This is a genomic window from Vibrio sp. 2134-1, from assembly GCF_033339495.1.
Genome location: NZ_JAWOUS010000018.1, coordinates 31,652 through 50,725, shown reverse-complemented (window position 1 = coordinate 50,725; position 19,074 = coordinate 31,652). Strand labels below are relative to the sequence as shown.

Below are 19,074 nucleotides of genomic sequence, written 5' to 3'. Positions count from 1 at the left end.
TTGAAAGAGCTGATAAATTAACATTACAGATGCACAAATAGAAGAAAAGACATGAGCACGATTGATTTTAGACCCTATGAGGGATTCATATTTGATATGGATGGTACTCTAATCGATACCATGCCAGCCCACTTGGCAGCTTGGCAAGCAACTGCTGAGCGTTTTGATTTTCCGTTTTGTCAGGAGTGGTTTCACAGTTTAGGAGGGATGCCGAGCTTTAAAATTGTTGAGGAACTAAATCGTGTGCATGAGCTTTCATTAGATCCTAAAACTGTCGCGACATTTAAAATGGAAACATTCGCTGCTATCGAGCTTCATGGTGACGTTATTCCTTGCACGAACATCGTGTTAGAGGAATATTTAGGCCATAAGAAAATTGCAGTCGGGACTGGCAGCCAACGAGAAAGTGCCATGCGCTTATTAAGCCATGCAGGTTTATTAGACAAGTTGGATGTTGTAGTAACCGCGAGTGATGTAGAGAACCATAAACCCTTTCCAGATACCTTTTTGGTGGCCGCGGAACAACTCGACTTGGAGGCGTCACAGTGTCTTGTGTTCGAGGATACTGAGTTGGGGAAGCGAGCGGCGCATGCAGCTGGTATGGATTGTGTTATGGTGCAAGATAATGAGTTGATCTTTTTCCCAAAACCATAGTGGCAATATCCCTTAATATGAGATCAAAATGGGGTGCAAATGCACCCCATTAATTTTTACCACATCATCGATCATGAATCATAGATGCTTATTCTGGTTGAACTAGCTCTTGGTATTCAAATGAAGGTACCACAACTTCTACGCGACGGTTTTTCTCACGACCTTCGCGAGTGCTGTTGTCAGCAACTGGGTTTTCTTCACCCATACCTTTAACTGTCAAACGATCTGAACCAATGCCAGCTGCGGTTAGGTAATCAGCAACAGATTGAGCACGACGCTCAGACAGTTTTTGGTTGTATGCCGCAGGGCCTGAGCTATCCGTGTAACCAGTAATCTCTACTTGAGCTTGAGGATATTCGTTCAAGAATGAAACAAAGTTGTCCAGACGTTCAGAAACGGACTCTGTTAACTTAGCACTATCGAATTCAAACGTACCTGTACCGTACTCTTCTTTGTGCACCTTGCTCATCATCACTGGTTCTGGATCTGGCTCGATCACTTCTTCCGTTACAACTGCTGCAACAACTGGAGCTGCTGCGAATTTGTAGTTAACACCGATACCAAAGAAGTTAGCATCCATGTCGTCCCACACGTCGTCAGACATATCTTGGTAGCGTTGGTATTCAGCGCGAACACTCCAGTTTCTATCGATCGAGTATTCAGCACCCAAAGAACCTGTTGGGACAAAGTCTGTTTCGTCATCAGACATCATGTAAGCACCACCGATCTTAGCAAATAGATTCCAAGAGTCGTTTAAGTGCCAGTTGAATTTAGGTGCAAGTGTTAAAGCCGTTAGATTGCCGTCAATCGTATTAATCGTATTAGCCCCTGACCTAGAGTTTCCTTCATAGTCGCCTAAGAAGTCTACGCCGTACTCTAGCCCGATGATATCGGTAAAGTCATAACCGATATGTAGTCCTGCACCGAACGCTTCATCATCACAAGGGCTATTTAGATAGCAAGCGTCGTCAAGTGTAGTCATGCCCACTTTGCCCCCGATGTACATTTCAGCTTGAGCAGAGTTTAAAAGCGCGCTACTACCAGCTACCACTGCTGCTACTGCAATTGCTACTTTGTTCATAATGTTTCCTTGTATTGATTGCATATTAACTTCTACTTCGTTTTATCAAAAAATTAGAAAAAACCAGCGTTTATAAGAAATTAGTTTAATATTCTAATCATTTCATATCAAGCAACAATATATTTGAACTTGATCAACATTTACTACCCAAAAATACCTCACAAACTTCTGATATTTCTTACATTGTAGTAAAGATTTTTTGGTGCATAAGAAAATTGATGATTATTTTGAACTTTTTTCGTAAACTTTACTTTACATTGTGCGCGGTGTTTAACAGGTGGTTTTTATTTGCATTTATTTGCAAAAACTGATTGCAAGTCTACGCCTAAGCCGATAAGTTACTTAGACGCTAGACAGAAAATGACCACAGCCCTTGATGCTGCTCGCTTTGTGAACAATGTTGCAATGAGTTCAGTTGGTAAAAATGGGGTCGGAAATAAAACCAGGAAGTAGAAGTAATGTTTCAAACTGATGATGTAAGAATAAATAGAGTAAAAGAGTTATTGCCACCTGTTGCAGTATTAGAGAAGTTCCCAGCGACTGAAACCGCTTCTTCGACCACTTTTGATTGCCGTAACGCCATTCACAATATTCTTGAAGGAAAAGACGATCGATTACTCGTGATCGTTGGCCCGTGTTCTATTCACGATCCGGCTGCCGCGGTTGAGTACGGTAAAAAGCTAAAAGTACTACGTGATGAACTGGGCGAGCAGCTTGAGGTTGTTATGCGAGTTTATTTTGAAAAGCCGCGTACGACCGTTGGTTGGAAAGGCCTTATCAATGACCCTTACTTAAATGACACCTATAAGCTAAATGATGGTCTACGTATCGGACGTAAACTTCTTCTTGATCTAACCGATATGGGCTTGCCAACGGCAAGTGAATTCTTAGATATGATCACACCTCAGTACGTGGCGGATTTGATCAGTTGGGGCGCTATCGGTGCTCGTACGACAGAATCTCAGGTTCACCGCGAGCTAGCTTCTGGTCTTTCTTGTCCTGTAGGTTTCAAAAACGGTACAGACGGGAATATTAAAATAGCGAGCGACGCGATTCGTTCTGCAAGCGCTTCCCATCACTTCCTTTCAGTAACAAAATACGGTCATTCCGCGATCGTAGAAACCGCTGGTAATCCAGACTGCCATATTATTCTACGTGGCGGTAAAGAACCAAACTACAGTGCAGCACATGTAGCTCAAATTAAAGATGAGCTGGACACTGCAGGTCTACCGAAAAAAGTGATGATTGATTTTAGCCATGCTAACAGCTCGAAGCAGTTCAAGCGTCAAATGCTGGTGTCTGATGATGTATCCGAGCAAATCTCTGCTGGCGAAGAAGCCATTTTTGGAGTGATGATCGAGTCTCATTTAGTTGAAGGTCGCCAAGACTTAGTGGATGGTAAAGCAGCCACTTATGGTCAGTCGATTACTGATGCATGTATTGGTTGGGAAGATACGGAAACGGTACTTCGTCAGCTTTCTGATGCAGTAAAAGCGCGCCGCAACAAGTAAACTCAACAGAAAAACTTTTTTTAAAAGTGAATAGTGAAGAGCCAGAGGTACTATGCCTCTGGCTCTTTTTGTTGAGAATTACTCTCATATCTTTCTATTGCTTCTGCTTTCCTATATGTTATCTGTATACGTTGTAACCAAAAGGAATTTGGAATTGAATCGTAATGTATGGCTTCTATCCCTCTGCCAAGCCTTATTAATGACAGGGAATATTTTACTCATATCTGTTATTGCCCTTATTGGCAAAACACTTGCGCCGTCATCAAGTTTTATCACATTACCAGTTGCACTGCAGTTTTTGGGACTGATGGCCGCGACAATTCCCGCGTCGCTAATTATGGGCAAGTTAGGGCGTCGCCTTGGTTTTAGCCTTGGTAATGTCATTGGCATTTTGGGTGCTAGTCTAGCGACGTATGCATTAAGTCAACAAAACTTCTATCTGTTCTGCATGTCTACGTTTTTGCTTGGTGTTGGTATAGGTTTCGGTACTCTATACAGGTTTGCTGCCATTGAAGTGTGTGAAGAGTCGGCAAGGCATAGGGCGATTTCGATATCTATGGCGGGTGGGGTGTTAGCGGCGATCCTTGGACCTAATTTGGCGGTGTACTCACAGCAGTGGTCAGGTGATGGCTTATACATTAGTGCATTTGCTGTGCTTGTCGTGCTTTATATAACCGCGTTGGTTGTGCTACAAACCATTCGTTTTCCACCTGCACACACGCAGGCGCTACACGCTAAGGCGGATAAGCTGAGACTGATTATTCGTCGACCTAATTTCATGCTGGCCGTTATCGCGGCAATGGTTGCGTACGCGGTGATGAACATTTTAATGACAGCAACTCCTTTAGCGATGATTGGTTGTGGCTTTGATTTTGATAAAGCGGCGGGAGTGATCGAATGGCACGTGTTGGGTATGTTTGCACCTGCGTTTGTCACGGGCCGTCTGATAGAGCGGTTTGGCGCTAAGAATATGATTTTGGCGGGTGGATTGCTATTTGTTGCTTGTATTGGAATTAATATACATGGAGTGTCTATCTGGCATTTTAGTCTTGCTTTAATCCTGTTAGGAATAGGGTGGAACTTTATGTTTATCGCAGCAACCGGGCTGTTTAGTCAAAGCTATGAAGCGAAAAACAGAAGCAAGGCTCAAGCGTTTAATGAATTCTTCGTGTTCAGTTGTGTCACCATCACCGCATTACTATCTGGTTGGCTTGAGTCTACCGTAGGTTGGCAGAATCTTAATTTGTATGTTCTTCCATTTGTGTTACTCGTTATCGCGATGTTTGCGTTAAAAACGAATAAAAAGCCAGAATCACAAACCGCTTAATTAAGGCTTAATATATAACCCGGCCGATCGTGTCGGGTTTGTTTATTAGCTCAAATCAACAATCTCTTCTTTATGTTTTTATCGATAATGTGAATTCCCACAATAAAAATGTCGATTTGATAAGACTTTTTATCTAACTTTTTGTAATAAAAATAAAAATCCTGTATATATCTTGCCGAAAATCAATAAAAACTAAAGAAGTTTCGTCTATGTCAGCCAATATTTCTCATAAAGCTCAAGAAACTCTCGTGAGGGAGTCTGAGGAACTCGTCTCAACAACGAACTTACAAGGTGTTATTACATATTGTAATGAAGCCTTTTGCCGCGTTGCTGAATACACTCACGAAGAACTTGTCGGTCAGAACCACAATATAGTTCGTCATAATGATATGCCTAAAGCCGCTTTCGGTGACATGTGGGCACGCCTTAAACAAGGTAAAGCCTGGCGTGGAATGGTTAAGAATGCCACTAAGTCTGGCGGTTACTATTGGGTTGATGCTTATGTCACCCCTATCTACGAAGACAACCATGTTGTTGGGTATCAATCAGTGCGCGTGAAACCAAAGCGAGAGTGGGTTGATATTGCGACAAAAGCCTACAAAAGCATGCGTGCTGCAGAGAAGTCTGGTCGAACTTGGTCGTTGAAAATCAATGAAACCATTCGCTATGCGATTCTACTTGGTGCACTAACCGCACCTGCAACCGCATATGCGTTGTCTGTTGAAGGGCCGTTGGCTTGGCTTGCAAGTGCGTTACCTGCAAGTGTTCTGGCTCTGTTATTCCGCCAAGAGTTAATTGATACACCTCAGCAACTTAAAAAGTTACAAAAGCAATATGACAGCGTAAGTCGCTTGATCTATTCCGGTAACACGGCATTTTCGATTGCCGATTTCCATATCAAAATGCTATCCGCAAGAATTCGAACCGTGTTAGGAAGAATGACTGACTCCGCATTGCCTTTGCAGCATTGCGCCGAAGAGCTCAGTCAAACAACGGCAGAAGTCTCGGCTGCATTAAATCAGCAAAATACCGATATTCATCGTGTGCGAGATGCTACCCAAGAGGTGGAGTCGTCGGCAAATTCGGTTTCTTCGAGTACCAATGATGCCCATATGTTGATTGATGATACATTGAAGTCATGCTTGATGGCGAAGGAGACCATTGATCAAACGCACACCAATCTAGCGCAATTAAGCCTTCAAGCTGAAAAAGCGACGGAAACGACGTATCAACTGAGTGATCAGGCGCAGAAGGTGAACCATTTGATGGAAGAGATTGGTGGGATCGCAGAGCAAACCAATTTACTGGCACTTAACGCGGCGATTGAAGCAGCAAGGGCAGGGGAGCAAGGTCGTGGTTTTGCTGTTGTAGCTGATGAGGTCCGCGCGCTTTCTGGGCGTACATCCAATGCAACTGAACAAATCCAAGCTTCTATCTCCACTATGTTGGCAACGATTCAAAGTTGGCAGAAAGATATTCTGGCAAACAAAGAGCAAACCGATGCCTGTTCTCAAGTAGCAGAACAAAGCGCGTTGCGTTTGTCTGAAGTTGAACAGATGATGCAAACCATGAGTGGGCTGATGGTTGATGTAGCAGAAGCGGCGAATAACCAGTTAAAGCTATCTAGTGATGTAAACCAGCACATTCATTCTATCGCTTCGACCGCAGAACAAAACTTGGCAGCAACACATTCAGTTGAGCAAAATAGCCGACAGTTGAAAGACCAAGTACAAGATTTCTATCAGCTCGCACTTCGATTTGAAGACAAATAGTCGTAACGAAAGTTGTGATGTTTATGCCCTGGCTGCGTTTATGCGAATAGGAGCCAGATAAAGAAAGCCCCGCCATTGCTGGTGGGGCTTTTCAGTTTTCACATTCGCAATAGAGAAAACTGACTATCTTTTTACTGCAATTACGCGAGTAGCTCTTTTGCTGTGTTCACTACGTTTTCAGTTGTGAAACCAAACATTTTGAATAGTTCGCCAGCTGGTGCAGATTCACCGAATGAAGTCATACCGATGATGCGACCGTCAAAGCCTACGTACTTGTACCAGAAGTCAGCAATACCTGCTTCAATTGCGATACGTGCTGTTACGTCTGATGGCAGTACAGCTTCACGGTAAGCGGCGTCTTGTTTGTCAAATGCATCTGTTGATGGCATTGAAACAACGCGTACTTTCTTACCTTCAGTAGTTAGCTGTGCTGCTGCTTCTACTGCTAGTTCAACTTCAGAACCTGTTGCGATAAGGATTAGCTCTGGCTTGCCTTCGCAATCTTTCAGAATGTAAGCACCTTTCGCGATGTCTGCTACTTGTTCTGCTGTGCGCTCTTGTTGCGCAAGGTTTTGACGAGAGAAGATAAGTGCTGTCGGTGAATCTTTACGTTCAATCGCTAGTTTCCAAGCTACAGCGGACTCAACTTGGTCACATGGACGCCATGTGCTCATGTTTGGTGTTAGGCGTAGCGATGCCATTTGCTCAACTGGTTGGTGAGTTGGACCATCTTCGCCAAGACCGATAGAGTCATGCGTGTACACTTGGATGTTCTGAATTTTCATCAGCGCAGCCATACGCATTGCGTTACGTGCGTACTCCATGAACATTAGGAATGTTGCGCCGTAAGGAACGAAACCACCGTGTAGCGCGATACCGTTCATGATCGCTGTCATACCGAATTCACGCACGCCGTAGTGGATGTAGTTACCAGAGAAGTCGCTTGCTTCTAGAGACTTAGAACCAGACCACATTGTTAGGTTAGAAGGTGCTAGGTCAGCAGAGCCACCCATGAACTCTGGTAGTAGAGCACCAAATGCTTCTAGAGCATTTTGAGACGCTTTACGTGATGCAATGTTTGCTGGGTTAGCTTGAAGATCAGCAATGATTTGGCTTGCTTTCTCTTCCCACTGTGCAGGAAGCTCACCGTTTACGCGGCGTTTAAATTCAGCTGCCAGCTCAGGGTACGCTGCTTCATAAGCTGCAAATTTCTCGTTCCACGCTGCTTCCTTAGCTGCGCCTGTTTCTTTCGCTGACCATTCTGCGTAGACTTCTTGCGGAATTTCAAAAGGACCGTGCTCCCAACCTAGTTCTTTGCGTGTTGCTGCGATTTCTTCTGCACCTAATGGCGCACCGTGACAATCGTGTGAACCAGATTTGTTTGGTGAACCAAAACCGATGATAGTCTTAGTACAGATAAGTGTAGGACGTGGATCCGCTTTCGCTGCTTCAATTGCTGCGTTGATTGCGTCAGCATCGTGACCGTCTACTGCTGGAATTACGTGCCAGCCGTAAGCTTCGAAACGTTTAGGTGTATCGTCAGAGAACCAACCTTCAACGTGACCGTCGATAGAGATGCCGTTGTCATCCCAGAATGCGATCAGCTTGCCTAGACCAAGAGTACCTGCAAGAGAACATGCCTCGTGCGAAATACCTTCCATCAGACAGCCGTCGCCCATGAACACGTAAGTGAAGTGGTCAACGATGTCGTGGCCTTCTTTGTTGAATTGCGCTGCTAGCGCTTTTTCAGCTAGAGCCATACCAACCGCGTTAGTGATGCCTTGACCTAGCGGACCCGTTGTGGTCTCGATACCTGGCGCGTAACCATACTCTGGGTGACCAGGAGTTTTAGAGTGAAGCTGACGGAAGTTTTTCAGATCGTCGATAGACAACTCGTAACCTGCAAGGTGCAGTAGAGAGTAAATCAGCATTGAGCCGTGGCCGTTAGATAGTACGAAACGGTCGCGGTCTGCCCACTCAGGGTTTGATGGGTTGTGGTTTAGATGAGAGCGCCAAAGAACTTCAGCGATGTCAGCCATACCCATAGGTGCACCTGGGTGACCAGAGTTAGCTTGTTGAACACCATCCATGCTTAGCGCACGGATTGCATTTGCTAGATGTTTACGATCCATAGTGATTACTTCTCGATATTTGATTTAAATAGAGGGAACTCGCCGAAACAAGTTCAAATAGAATTTTTTGAAAATAGTGTTGATGGTAAAAGCGAGTAGACGGGCTACTCGCTTTTGGTAAGCAATTAAAGCTTAGCTTCGATCATCGCTTCTAGTTTGCCTTGGTCAACGGCGAAGTTGCGGATACCTTCAGCCAGCTTCTCAACAGCCATTGGGTCTTGGTTATGTTCCCATAGGAACTCAGCGTGAGTCATTGGTGCTGGACGCTCAGCTGCGCCTTTAGAATCAACTAGTTTCTCAACTACTTCACCTTCAGCTGCTTCTAGTTCTGCAAGTAGAGCAGGAGCGATAGTTAGACGGTCACAACCAGCTAGTTCTAAGATCTCACCGATGTTACGGAAGCTTGCGCCCATAACTACAGTTTTGTAGCCGTATTCTTTGTAGTAGTTGTAGATCTTAGTTACAGATAGTACGCCTGGATCTTCTTGAGCTTCGAAGTCACGGCCTTCTTTCGCTTTGTACCAGTCCATGATACGACCAACGAATGGCGAGATTAGGAATACACCCGCTTCTGCACAAGCACGTGCTTGAGCGAACGAGAATAGAAGCGTTAGGTTACAGTTGATGCCTTCTTTTTCTAGGATCTCAGCTGCGCGAATGCCTTCCCAAGTTGAAGCCAGTTTGATAAGGATACGGTCGTTAGTGATGCCAGCATCGTTGTACATTTTCACTAGTTGACGAGCTTTCGCTACGCTGCCTTCCATATCGTAAGATAGACGAGCGTCTACTTCTGTAGAGATACGACCTGGGATAGTTTTTAGGATTTCTTTACCGATGTTTACTGCAAGCATGTCACAAGTATCTTGAACTTGTTGAGCTTTGTCGTTGCTCTGTGCTTTAGCGTATTCGATTGAAGCATCGATTAGAGGTGCGTACTCTGCGATTTGAGCGGCTTTAAGGATAAGAGAAGGGTTAGTTGTTGCGTCTTCTGGCTGATACTTTTTAATTGCATCAATTTCGCCAGTGTCTGCTACTACAGTCGTTAGTTTACGAAGTTGCTCTAACTTGTTGCTCATAATCGATCATCCTATTTAAATGGGCTTAAGCGTGATTTTTGTTATCACAGCTTGTGCATTTGCAAGCGAGTTAGCTAACCGTCTCATCGCATTTAATGAGACATCTGCTCAGCCAACTACGGAAAATTTCGTTACCGAACAAATGCTATGAACATTTGATCGATAGCTGAGTAAATGATGTGTCCATATTTATCCTATCTATGCTGAAAGTCAATCGCTGAAATGGACTTATAGTGAACTTCATCAACGTTTTTTTACTGTGTGTTTAGTGGTTAACCCAAATAAACGTTTGCCCTTATTGTTCAAAGCTTGAGCGTTGTCCAAGAGGGTAAAAAATTGTAGTGAGAAAATGTTATTGCGATGAGCAAATGTAGCGTTTAAATTGATAAAGAACATATGCTAAGTCAATGAGCATATGTTCACTTATTGCATACAATATCGATCCTCTTAAAGGGCGAGAGAAACCATGAGCAGTTCTAATCAAGATATTTCCATTGAAAACACGGATTTGTTGACAGAGATTTCCGTCGCGTATTATCAAGACGGTGCGACTCAGGAAGAGATATCGAGAAAATTTGCCATATCACGCGCAAAGGTCGGGCGAATGCTCAAGCAGGCGCGTGATGAAGGCATTGTTGAAATTACCGTTAAATACCATCCGGTGTTCAGCGCCAAGATCGAACAACGTTTGATCGAGCGATTCGGCGTTAAGCGCGCGCTTGTTGCTCTTGATCAACCGAATGAAGAAGCGCAACGACTACAGGTATCGGGATTGGTGTCCAATTATCTCACTAGCACGCTCAAAAACGGCATGGTGGTGACGGTCGGACAAGGGCGCAACGTATCGTCCGTCGCTCACCATATAGGTGTTATTACGCCGCGTGACTGTAAATTTGTGTGTGGCATTGGTGGTATTCACCCGCGTGGCGGTATGTATAACGCCGACCATATTTGTCGTCAGTTGGCGAAGAAGTATGGGGGAACCTCTGAAACCCTTTATGCGCCGGCATACGCAGAAAATAGAGAACAGAAGTTGGCCTTCATGCAAAATGCAACCGTGAAACAAACGCTCGACCTAGCGCGTAAAGCCGATGTCGCTTTGGTTGGTATTGGTGACATGAGCGAAAACAGTTACATGGTCGACTTAGGTTGGTTTACGCCTGATGAAGTGGTTCAGTCGAGACTTCAACAAGGTGTGGTAGGGGATTTTGCAGGTTATGACTTCTTTGATATTCACGGTAATGTAGCGAACACGGTAATGAGTGACCGAGTAATTGGACTTGGTATTGAAGAGTTTCGGCCGATCTCGGAAGTTATTGCGATCGCAGCTGAGAACAGCAAGCCACTCGCTCTACTCGGAGCATTAAGAACTGGAGCGATAGACGTGATCGCCACGAGCGTTAGCAACGCATTAACCGTGCTCAACTTAGATGAGCAAATGCACGGTAACGCGACATCTGAACGCTAACGGAAATAGTCGGCTTTTGATGTAGTCAGGCTATGAGGAGGGACAAATCACTCATAGCCAGTTTCTATTTCGAAATGACAAGTTTGGTTTAGAAGCTGCGTTTAGTTTATTGGAACACATCATCTTTAGATAAACGTAAGATACTTTGTTAAACAGACACTTGTCTTAACACTCGATAGGTAGAGAGTGGTCTGCACCCCATTCGGTCCAAGAACCGTCGTACACCGACAGGTTGTCCAGACCAATTTGATACGCCGCGAGTAATAAAATGCATGCGGTTACACCGGAACCGCAACTAAAAATAATCGAATTGTCACTATCTATCGTTAGTGCGCTAAATATCTGTTGCAACTCTGAATTTGGTTTAATGTGACCGTTGGTCAAGAGTTCTTGAAACGGTAAGCAAACCGAATTTGGAATGTGCCCACTACGTAGACCTTCTCGTGGCTCAGGCACTTCACCAAGGAAGCGAGCTTTGGCTCTGGCATCGATGATATTGGCACTTTTATTGGTTGAATGAGCAAGAACATCTTGTGCACTCAAAAAGGCATTTTGGTTGAGCTTACCCGTAAAGTTGCCTTCTTCGCTTGGTTGCGATAGGGCACTTTCGGCAGGGAGTCCTGCTTCAATCCAAGCTGGAAGACCGCCATTTAAGACTCGAACATTGTCATGCCCCATGGCTTTGAACATCCACCAAGCTCTTGGTGCCGCTAAAGTGCCTGAGTTGTCATAAACCACAATCAAGTCTTCGTTGTTCAAACCGAGTTGTTGCGCACTTTGGTTGAAGCCTTCTTCTGTTGGCATCATATGCGGTAGGGAGGAGCCGGGTAAGCAAAAGTCATTGTCGTAATCAAAGCGTAAAGTATTTGGAATCCACTTATCTTGAATCTTTTTGCCTTCAGAAGGGATTTGAAACGCAATACTAGCGTCGAGGAGCTTGACGTTAGGTTGGCCGAGAAGGCTATTGAGTTCATCAGTACTAATCAGTGCTTGCATTGTCTTTAGTTTGTTAGGTGGATAATCTTACTGTTTTACAACAAAAAAATCGCATGTTCAAAAGAACGATGCGATTTTTAAGCTTGAGATTGAAGATTTATGATGAAGGGGCGCTTTCGCGATGCCTTCAATCTATCTAGTTACATGGTCCAAGTGTTGTCTCCAGAAGTAATCACTTTCTGAATTGGGTCACTACCGTCATAGAACCAAATTTCAACAAGTAGGCTACCTTGGCTATCAGAAACATTAAAGTCGACATTTGCTGTACCATTGTTGAGTGGAACCGATGCGACTTTGCTTGGGTATTTTGCATCGTAGTTACCTGAACTGTTCTCGACAAACTCTTTGTACACGCTTAGGTGTGCTCGTTGTGAAGAGAAACCACTGATGTCTACATTGAGCGTACCTTCCGTCACTGGGTTGTAGCTAAAGCCATCTGGTACTACTAGATCATGCATGGTTGCATCTTCCACTGTTACCGTTGTCTCTTCTTCAGTAGTTTCTTCCTGCTGGGTAGTATCTTCCTCTGGCACCGTGGTTTGGGTTGGTGGAGGTGGTGTACTGTTACCACCACCGCCGCCTCCGCCACAAGCCATTAGTGCTAATCCCATGATGATTGTGATAAGTGCTTTCATAATGTTATCTCCCTATGGAATGTAGCATTTGTTAGGTGTTGGAGAGGTGTGCCAATCTGTGCTTAGTTCGCCACCAGACTCAGCCCAAGTTTGGAATTGAGGGTATGCATCGACCATGTCTACACGCTCTAGCGGCCAATCCCAATCTTCTACTATCAACAGTGCCCAAGGTAAGTTGTTTGCTGTTTTGAAGTACACACCTTGCGCAGGGTCACTTGCATCGACGCCGACACCGAAGAGGTTTTGGTCATCAAACTGTTCTGTTGGTGCTTGGTCTGCTAAGTGAACTTCCCATTTACGGCCTGGTTGGAAGGTAATCCCGTCGCCATGGTAAGTGCCCGGTGTTGCAAAGATGAACGGGTCGTATGGCATGGCTTGAATGGCTGAACGGTCAGATCCTTCAGTGAAGTACACATTCAAGGTAAAGGTGAGTGAAACGTTATCATCACAGCCAGGCTCTGTGCGGAAGTAGCTACAGTTGCTCGCCGCGTGTGTGCTTAAGTCTTCACTGATGATGAAAATGGCTTCATCAGAAATGCTTTCTAAGCCGTTGGATGCTTGTTCTACACCATTGAAGGATAGCGTTGTTAATCCGTTTTCAATCGAGCTTCTAAGTACACCCGGTAGTCGGATTGCGAAGCCATTTTTGTAGCTTGCGCCGTAAGCCGCTAGGTCACCTGTAATTTGAATATTCTCAACATGACCAGCAAGACTGGTTTCAGTGATGCGGAATTTCACGACCACATCGTTCATGTCGTAGTCTGCGGTGTATGGCCAATTATCTTCATAAGCCACGGTGGCGTAATCTTCTGCGCTCGGGAAATATTCCACTGAGTAACCATTACCAGTGATGGTAATTGGGTAATCTTCCACCTCACCAGACGTTGAGCCACCATCGTAGTTTAATCCGGTTTGTTGGCTAAAGCGGAATCGACTCCAGCTTGAACCTTCCATTGCCGCTGTTGAAACTACAAATGGTAGAGGGTTATTACCCGCAGAGAGTAATTGGTCGGTAAAGACTTGTTCGCCTTCATCATCAAAGTCACCATCGCGGTTCCAGTCAAACCATGCTGATAGGTAGCCAGAAGTAGAAGCCGTCACATTCACAATTGAGCTTAAACCTGGGTCAAGTGCGGATACAAAACCAACACCATCTTCATCAGCGGTGCCCACAGAGTTGTCGTTTGCTTGACCGTCGGCATCACCATCTGGCGCGACAGAACCAAGCCAAGTGACACCGTCCACCTCGTGGCGAGGGCCGTTTGACGCAAGTGTCGTGTGGTAGCTGTCTGGAGCGTCACCAAAATCAATTGGCTCGTCTTCGTTAATCACCGGAGCATTTGCACAACGTGCACCGTCATTTTGGCTTGAGCTTGGACCGTTGGATACAAACTCAACCGCAGGAACGATACCTGCTGCGATATTGGCTGCGTTACCTTCCGAAAGGTCAACGCGATAGATTTTGCCATCTTGGTTACGTGACACGTAGTAGTTGCCGTTTACATCGAAGTAGCCAGCACCAAATGTGCCTTTCTCACCTGTGTCACCTATCGCAGTTGCGCTACCATTTGATGGGTTGAACTGATATAGCACACCAGAGTTGTTGTCGATGCCGTAAAGGGAGCCATCACCTGGATGGAATGCAAAGTCGGTTAGGTTCACAGTCGCTGTTGAGCTGATTTTCACGATGCTCAATGTCGCATTTGGATCAGAATCGAGCGGAGAAAGGTCAATGGAGAAAAGTCCTTTGCCTTTGCGGTACAAGTAGTAGACGTGGTTGTAAACGTCACCTACGTAAAACGTGTGGTCGGTAGGAAGACCCGAAACATCAAGTGTCTCTGCTTGGAAGTCTTGACCAAGACGAACAATCTTTTTGTTTGCGGTGTCGTAGCCGTAGATATAACGGTCAGTGAAGTTAAAGCCTACACCGTTGATGCCCGAAGCCAAACCTGTGTCGTCCTCTAAAAGAGTCGTAGAGCCTGTAACCAAATTGACGCCATAGATTTGAACCGGGGTTGATTGGAACAGGTATGCTTGGCTTGGGCACGTATCAAATGGCGCCGCTTGTGCGTAAGCGCTCGCTATTAGAGACCCAAGTAGTAGTGATGTCCTTTTCATAATTCGCCCTCTCATTGGTTCGTGATATATGCAATGAAAGGAATGTGCCAACTTTTAAGTTGTTGAATTTTATAGAGCTAAGATTTGTAAGAAGAAGGGTTGTAAATCTGATTGTCAAAATGAGAAAAAGCCCAACATCGAGTTGGGCTTTTTGGGAATGATTAGAGGTATAGAACTAACTACAAACCGGACAGGAGGGCATTTTCATCAGATTCATTTCTCGCCAAGACATGCTGAGCGCATCCAAAATCAGAATTTTTCCTTTCTTTGGTTGGCCGTAATCAGCAATCACTTTAATCGCTTCCATCGCTTGCACTGCGCCAACAATACCCACAACAGGCGCCATTACTCCGGCTTCGACACAACTTAGCGCATCGCTGCCGAAGAGGGCACTTAAGCACTGGTAACATGGTTGCGCTGGATCATCGTAAGTAAACACACTCACTTGGCCTTCCATGCGAATGGCCGCGCCTGAAATCAGCGGTGTTTTGGTCGCAAAACATAGGCGGTTAAGTTGATTGCGCGTATCGACGTTATCTGATGCATCGACAACAATAGTGTGCTGTTCGATCAAGCTTTTTAGCTCTGTATCATCAAGACGCTTTGCGATGGTATCTACAATGATGTGCGGGTTAAGCTCGCGTAGTGCATCGGCCGCTGATTCTACCTTCTTACGACCAATATCCGCATCGTGATGCAGTACTTGGCGCTGAAGGTTAGACAATTCGACGATATCATCATCAATCAGCGTGATTTTACCGACACCAGCAGTCGCCAAATATTGGCTTGATGCGCAGCCTAAACCGCCAGCACCAAGCATCAATACCGATGCTTGTTTGAGTGCTTCTTGTCCTTCAAAGTCAAACTGACGAAGAATGATTTGGCGGTTGTAACGCAGCATTTCCTGATCGGAAAGAATATCCACAACGTCTTCCTAGTAAAGGGTTGAGTTGAATAGTTGAACCTGAACCGTTTCGCCCACTTCAACTCGGCCGCGCTCACGTTCCAAGACAACAAAACAGTTCGCTAGGCTCATTGAGCGGAATGCGCCAGAGCTTTGGTTACCGGTTGTTTCAACGACAAACTTGCCATCTTCCAATGTATAGATACCACGTTGGTAATCGGTACGGCCTGGCGCTTTCTTAAAGGCGGTTTTGGTTGTTGCTGGAATAGACTCGGGGGCTTTCCATTCGGTATGGCCTGCAAGTTTTGCCAGCATTGGTTGAACAAGCACGTACATAGTAAGGACTGCAGAAACCGGGTTACCCGGCAGTCCACAGAACCAAGCTGTACTTAGCTTACCAAACGCGAAAGGTTTACCCGGCTTGATTGCTAGCTTCCAGAAACCGATTTCACCAAGTTCTTCAAGAATGTCTTTGGTGTAATCCGCTTCGCCTACACTGACACCGCCTGAGGTCACGACCACATCTGCCAATGTTTGCGCTTGTTCAAAGGTTGCTTTTAGAGTCTCTGGGCAATCTGGAATGATGCCCAGATCAACGGCTTCACAACCGAAGTTCTCGATAAGCGGTTTAATACCGTAACGGTTGCTGTCGTAGATCTGACCTTCGTCTAGCGGTTCGCCCAGTGGTTTAAGCTCGTCACCAGTAGAGAAGAACGCAACTTTTGGCTTACGTACTACAGTCACATGGCTGACACCAAGAGACGCAATCATCGGAATATCGCGAGGTGTCAAACGTGCACCTTTTGCCAGTACGATATCGCCTTGTTTGATGTCGTCACCCGTTGGGCGGATGTTGTTTTGCGGCTTCACGTCAGTTTGGTTGAACTGAATGCCAGCATCCGTCACTTCTGTGTTTTCTTGCATGATAACGGCATTACAACCCTGTGGGATTTTTGCGCCAGTCATGATGCGAACACAGGTACCTTGAGGCCATTCACCTTCAAAAGGTTGTCCTGCAAATGATTTACCTGCCAGAGGCAATACGGGAGACGACTCAAGATCTTGAATGCGAATAGCGTAGCCATCCATTGCTGAGTTATCGAATGGCGGTACGTGAATAGGAGACAAGATGTCTTCTGCCAGTACAAAACCGAGTGCTTCAGCAAGTGGAAGAGAAAGCGTTGTTTGGATAGGTTTGATTCGCGATAGCATTTTGTCCATCGCTTCTTCAATTGGCATCAAGCCAGGTGCGTCGCAGCAGCCCATTGAGAAAATCCTGTGTTCTTTTGTTTTGTGGCAACTTTACCATAAAAGGGGACTGAGTAAGAATGTCCACCTATAAAATATGGGTGTAATTATTCAAAAATCCGAGTATCCTTGTCAGCCATCCAAAAGGGGTAAAAAACCTGCGGAGCTCAAGAAAATCAGCTCAGTACCTTCATCTGATGTGACTTGGTGTAAAGACACGAACTGAGCAACTCAAAGCGAAAAGTATGAATGCAATTTTGATTGGGTTTGTACGAAGGCTGAAGTAAAACAAAAGAGGAAGTGGAATGTCAGGTCTTAGCGAGTCAGCGAAGTTAGTAAAAGAAGCGCTAGAGCAACGCGGTTTGGAAACGCCAATGCGTCCAAACAACGTAAGTCGTGAAGAGAAGAAAGAGAAGATCGAACACCACATGCGTGAGATCTTAGGTCTGCTTCAACTTGACCTCACTGACGATAGCCTAGAAGAAACCCCTCACCGCATTGCTAAGATGTACGTTGACGAAATCTTCTCTGGTCTGGATTACTCCAACTTTCCTAAAATCACGGTGATTGAGAACAAGATGAACGTGAGCGAGATGGTTCGCGTGAAGGACATCACGGTGACCAGCACTTGTGAACACCACCTTGTGACCATCGATGGCAAGGCTGCTGTGGCTTACATTCCACGTGGCAAGATCATTGGCCTGTCAAAGATCAACCGTATCGTTCGCTTCTTTGCGCAGCGTCCACAAGTTCAAGAACGTATGACTCAGCAAATTCTTGTTGCACTTCAAACGCTGCTTGAGTCCGATGATGTGGCAGTGACGATTGACGCAACACACTACTGCGTGAAATCTCGCGGTGTGATGGATGCAACCAGCGAAACCACGACAACAGCATTGGGCGGTATCTTCAAAAGCAACCCAGCAACGCGTGCCGAGTTTCTGCACGGTTTACGTTAGGTAACCAAGCACTATTCTAAGAGGATGGCAAACGCCATCCTTTTTTTATGCTTGTTTAGAAAATGACTTCATGATTTCTGGCCAATACATTTTGACGTAACCTGCCGATACCCAAACAACCAATACAGTCGCGATACTGAGCTCTAGAAAACCAAAGTCGTGCAGCCAGTGCCAGTGAGGGTGCGATTCGGCAAAAAAAGAGGTTAAGCGATGCATTGCGATAGCGCTGATCACGGAAGGAAAGGTTACTGCCGCGATAGAAGGTTGAAACTTCAAGCGAAGTAAGCGGAAGTAACATAAGTAGATCAATAAAGTCATAGTGATGGCGATCCCTGCCAATGCGCCTGTTAGTATCGGATCAGGTAAGGGAAAGTTCACCAAGTATGCTGCTAATGACAAGTTTACCGGCGCGGCCATAATCGCGAGGGTCGGTCTTGCTCGCCTTGGTAGAGAGCCGAAAAACACCAAACGATACAACACGAGTGGCAGCATGAAGAAATAAATGCCGATGCACATCATCGCTAGCGTTTCGGAGAATAAGTTGTGACCTAGTTGAGAACCGGCTAGTGAACTACTGATCAGCCCCACCGGATAAAGAAACCAACTCGGTACGATATTGGACATTTTGAAGTTCATTAGCTGAAAGCTAAAAAACAGCACCATCATAGTAAAATGCAGCAAAAGCGCCATAAACCAAAGTGGATAAGCGATGATAGGCGCTACAGCGGCAAGATAATCTGCAAGGATCAGTAACGCCATACTCATTGGTGCCATTAAACTACCACTCAGCGGGTGACGAATGTCGACCATGAATAATCGTGGATTAGCGGCATATTTTATGAGTACAGGGGCGAGTAAAAGTGCGCCGAGTGACGCCAAAAATGGGCGTATCGGTTCACCAATCTCAGGAACATAGAGTGCCCAAGCTTGCCCTAAACCTATCATACCTAGTGCCAACGCGGCTTGAGACGGCGGGACACTATAAAAATGCACAAGTCTTCTCCAGTTCAAATCTACTCCATTTGATTTTTGCATGAATGAAACGAAACATGACGATTTGGATGAAATGCTCTATTTAAGTAGCAAATACTAACAAGTATGGAGAGGGGTTTCTCATGAAAGGTGGTGAGCAAATATCAGAGAATGATAATTTTGTGAGTTTGGTATCGAATATTTGGGAAAAGATGTAAAAA

General features: G+C 45.2%; 15 protein-coding genes. 6 read left to right on the top strand and 9 right to left on the bottom strand.

The features are described from left to right. Positions 1–51 precede the first annotated feature (51 nt). Positions 52–654, top strand: coding sequence for a beta-phosphoglucomutase family hydrolase (locus R7R78_RS18355; protein WP_225474094.1), 603 nt, complete (start codon positions 52–54; stop codon positions 652–654). 88 nt (positions 655–742) lie between these two features. Here R7R78_RS18355 and R7R78_RS18350 read toward each other — a convergent pair whose 3' ends face one another. Beyond that, a complete protein-coding gene (locus R7R78_RS18350; protein WP_005373499.1) occupies positions 743–1,735 on the bottom strand; it encodes an OmpA family protein in 993 nt (330 codons plus the stop codon). Positions 1,736–2,193: 458 nt separating this feature from the next. Between R7R78_RS18350 and aroG the strand changes: the two genes are divergently transcribed. The 3 genes from aroG to R7R78_RS18335 all read left to right on the top strand — a co-directional run bounded on the left by aroG (position 2,194) and on the right by R7R78_RS18335 (position 6,345). Beyond that, on the top strand, positions 2,194–3,246 hold the full coding sequence (aroG, locus tag R7R78_RS18345) for a 3-deoxy-7-phosphoheptulonate synthase AroG (protein ID WP_017635200.1): 1,053 nt from the start codon (positions 2,194–2,196) through the stop codon (positions 3,244–3,246). 154 nt (positions 3,247–3,400) lie between these two features. Further along, positions 3,401–4,573 carry an MFS transporter gene (locus R7R78_RS18340; RefSeq protein ID WP_025767923.1) on the top strand — a complete coding sequence of 391 codons (1,173 nt, stop codon included), beginning with the start codon at positions 3,401–3,403 and terminating at the stop codon, positions 4,571–4,573. 209 nt (positions 4,574–4,782) lie between these two features. Continuing rightward, positions 4,783–6,345 carry a methyl-accepting chemotaxis protein gene (locus tag R7R78_RS18335; protein WP_005389027.1) on the top strand — a complete coding sequence of 521 codons (1,563 nt, stop codon included), beginning with the start codon at positions 4,783–4,785 and terminating at the stop codon, positions 6,343–6,345. Between the two features lie 140 nt (positions 6,346–6,485). Here the strand turns inward: R7R78_RS18335 and tkt are convergent, their stop codons facing one another. Then, positions 6,486–8,477, bottom strand: coding sequence for a transketolase (gene tkt / locus R7R78_RS18330; protein WP_225474093.1), 1,992 nt, complete (start codon positions 8,475–8,477; stop codon positions 6,486–6,488). 125 nt (positions 8,478–8,602) lie between these two features. Next, entirely contained in the window at positions 8,603–9,553 is a 951-nt protein-coding gene (gene tal, locus R7R78_RS18325; RefSeq protein ID WP_005373488.1) for a transaldolase, read from the bottom strand. Between the two features lie 466 nt (positions 9,554–10,019). Here tal and R7R78_RS18320 point away from each other — a divergent pair, with 466 nt between their 5' ends. Further along, on the top strand, positions 10,020–11,021 hold the full coding sequence (locus tag R7R78_RS18320) for a sugar-binding transcriptional regulator (protein ID WP_005387670.1): 1,002 nt from the start codon (positions 10,020–10,022) through the stop codon (positions 11,019–11,021). 165 nt (positions 11,022–11,186) lie between these two features. Here the strand turns inward: R7R78_RS18320 and R7R78_RS18315 are convergent, their stop codons facing one another. From R7R78_RS18315 to moeA, 5 genes are all read right to left on the bottom strand, one after another. Then, positions 11,187–12,017 (bottom strand): sulfurtransferase, encoded by an 831-nt coding sequence (locus tag R7R78_RS18315; RefSeq protein WP_206953445.1) that lies wholly within the window; start codon positions 12,015–12,017, stop codon positions 11,187–11,189. A 140-nt stretch (positions 12,018–12,157) separates the two neighbouring features. Next, positions 12,158–12,652, bottom strand: a complete 495-nt coding sequence (locus R7R78_RS18310) for a hypothetical protein (protein ID WP_169629067.1) — start codon at positions 12,650–12,652, stop codon at positions 12,158–12,160. Positions 12,653–12,664: 12 nt separating this feature from the next. Continuing rightward, a complete protein-coding gene (locus R7R78_RS18305) occupies positions 12,665–14,770 on the bottom strand; it encodes an LruC domain-containing protein (RefSeq protein ID WP_225474092.1) in 2,106 nt (701 codons plus the stop codon). Positions 14,771–14,945: 175 nt separating this feature from the next. Beyond that, positions 14,946–15,695 carry a molybdopterin-synthase adenylyltransferase MoeB gene (gene moeB, locus R7R78_RS18300; protein WP_005387678.1) on the bottom strand — a complete coding sequence of 250 codons (750 nt, stop codon included), beginning with the start codon at positions 15,693–15,695 and terminating at the stop codon, positions 14,946–14,948. Between the two features lie 9 nt (positions 15,696–15,704). Beyond that, positions 15,705–16,940, bottom strand: a complete 1,236-nt coding sequence (gene moeA / locus R7R78_RS18295; RefSeq protein ID WP_225474091.1) for a molybdopterin molybdotransferase MoeA — start codon at positions 16,938–16,940, stop codon at positions 15,705–15,707. 287 nt (positions 16,941–17,227) lie between these two features. Here moeA and folE point away from each other — a divergent pair, with 287 nt between their 5' ends. Beyond that, entirely contained in the window at positions 17,228–17,881 is a 654-nt protein-coding gene (gene folE, locus R7R78_RS18290; protein WP_005373478.1) for a GTP cyclohydrolase I FolE, read from the top strand. A 45-nt stretch (positions 17,882–17,926) separates the two neighbouring features. Here the strand turns inward: folE and R7R78_RS18285 are convergent, their stop codons facing one another. Next, the gene (locus R7R78_RS18285) at positions 17,927–18,874 is read right to left on the bottom strand and encodes a TDT family transporter (RefSeq protein WP_225474090.1); all 948 of its coding nucleotides are present in this window, start codon (positions 18,872–18,874) and stop codon (positions 17,927–17,929) included. Positions 18,875–19,074: the final 200 nt, after the last annotated feature.

Excerpts from the sequence above, each read along its gene's own strand:
- R7R78_RS18315 (WP_206953445.1), bottom strand. The coding sequence starts at position 12,017 with ATGCAAGCACTGATTAGTACTGATGAACTCAATAGCCTTCTCGGCCAA.
- R7R78_RS18335 (WP_005389027.1), top strand. The coding sequence starts at position 4,783 with ATGTCAGCCAATATTTCTCATAAAGCTCAAGAAACTCTCGTGAGGGAG.
- R7R78_RS18350 (WP_005373499.1), bottom strand. The coding sequence starts at position 1,735 with ATGAACAAAGTAGCAATTGCAGTAGCAGCAGTGGTAGCTGGTAGTAGC.
- R7R78_RS18310 (WP_169629067.1), bottom strand. The coding sequence starts at position 12,652 with ATGAAAGCACTTATCACAATCATCATGGGATTAGCACTAATGGCTTGT.
- moeA (WP_225474091.1), bottom strand. The coding sequence starts at position 16,940 with ATGGGCTGCTGCGACGCACCTGGCTTGATGCCAATTGAAGAAGCGATG.
- tal (WP_005373488.1), bottom strand. The coding sequence starts at position 9,553 with ATGAGCAACAAGTTAGAGCAACTTCGTAAACTAACGACTGTAGTAGCA.
- R7R78_RS18355 (WP_225474094.1), top strand. The coding sequence starts at position 52 with ATGAGCACGATTGATTTTAGACCCTATGAGGGATTCATATTTGATATG.
- R7R78_RS18320 (WP_005387670.1), top strand. The coding sequence starts at position 10,020 with ATGAGCAGTTCTAATCAAGATATTTCCATTGAAAACACGGATTTGTTG.
- folE (WP_005373478.1), top strand. The coding sequence starts at position 17,228 with ATGTCAGGTCTTAGCGAGTCAGCGAAGTTAGTAAAAGAAGCGCTAGAG.
- tkt (WP_225474093.1), bottom strand. The coding sequence starts at position 8,477 with ATGGATCGTAAACATCTAGCAAATGCAATCCGTGCGCTAAGCATGGAT.
- aroG (WP_017635200.1), top strand. The coding sequence starts at position 2,194 with ATGTTTCAAACTGATGATGTAAGAATAAATAGAGTAAAAGAGTTATTG.
- R7R78_RS18305 (WP_225474092.1), bottom strand. The coding sequence starts at position 14,770 with ATGAAAAGGACATCACTACTACTTGGGTCTCTAATAGCGAGCGCTTAC.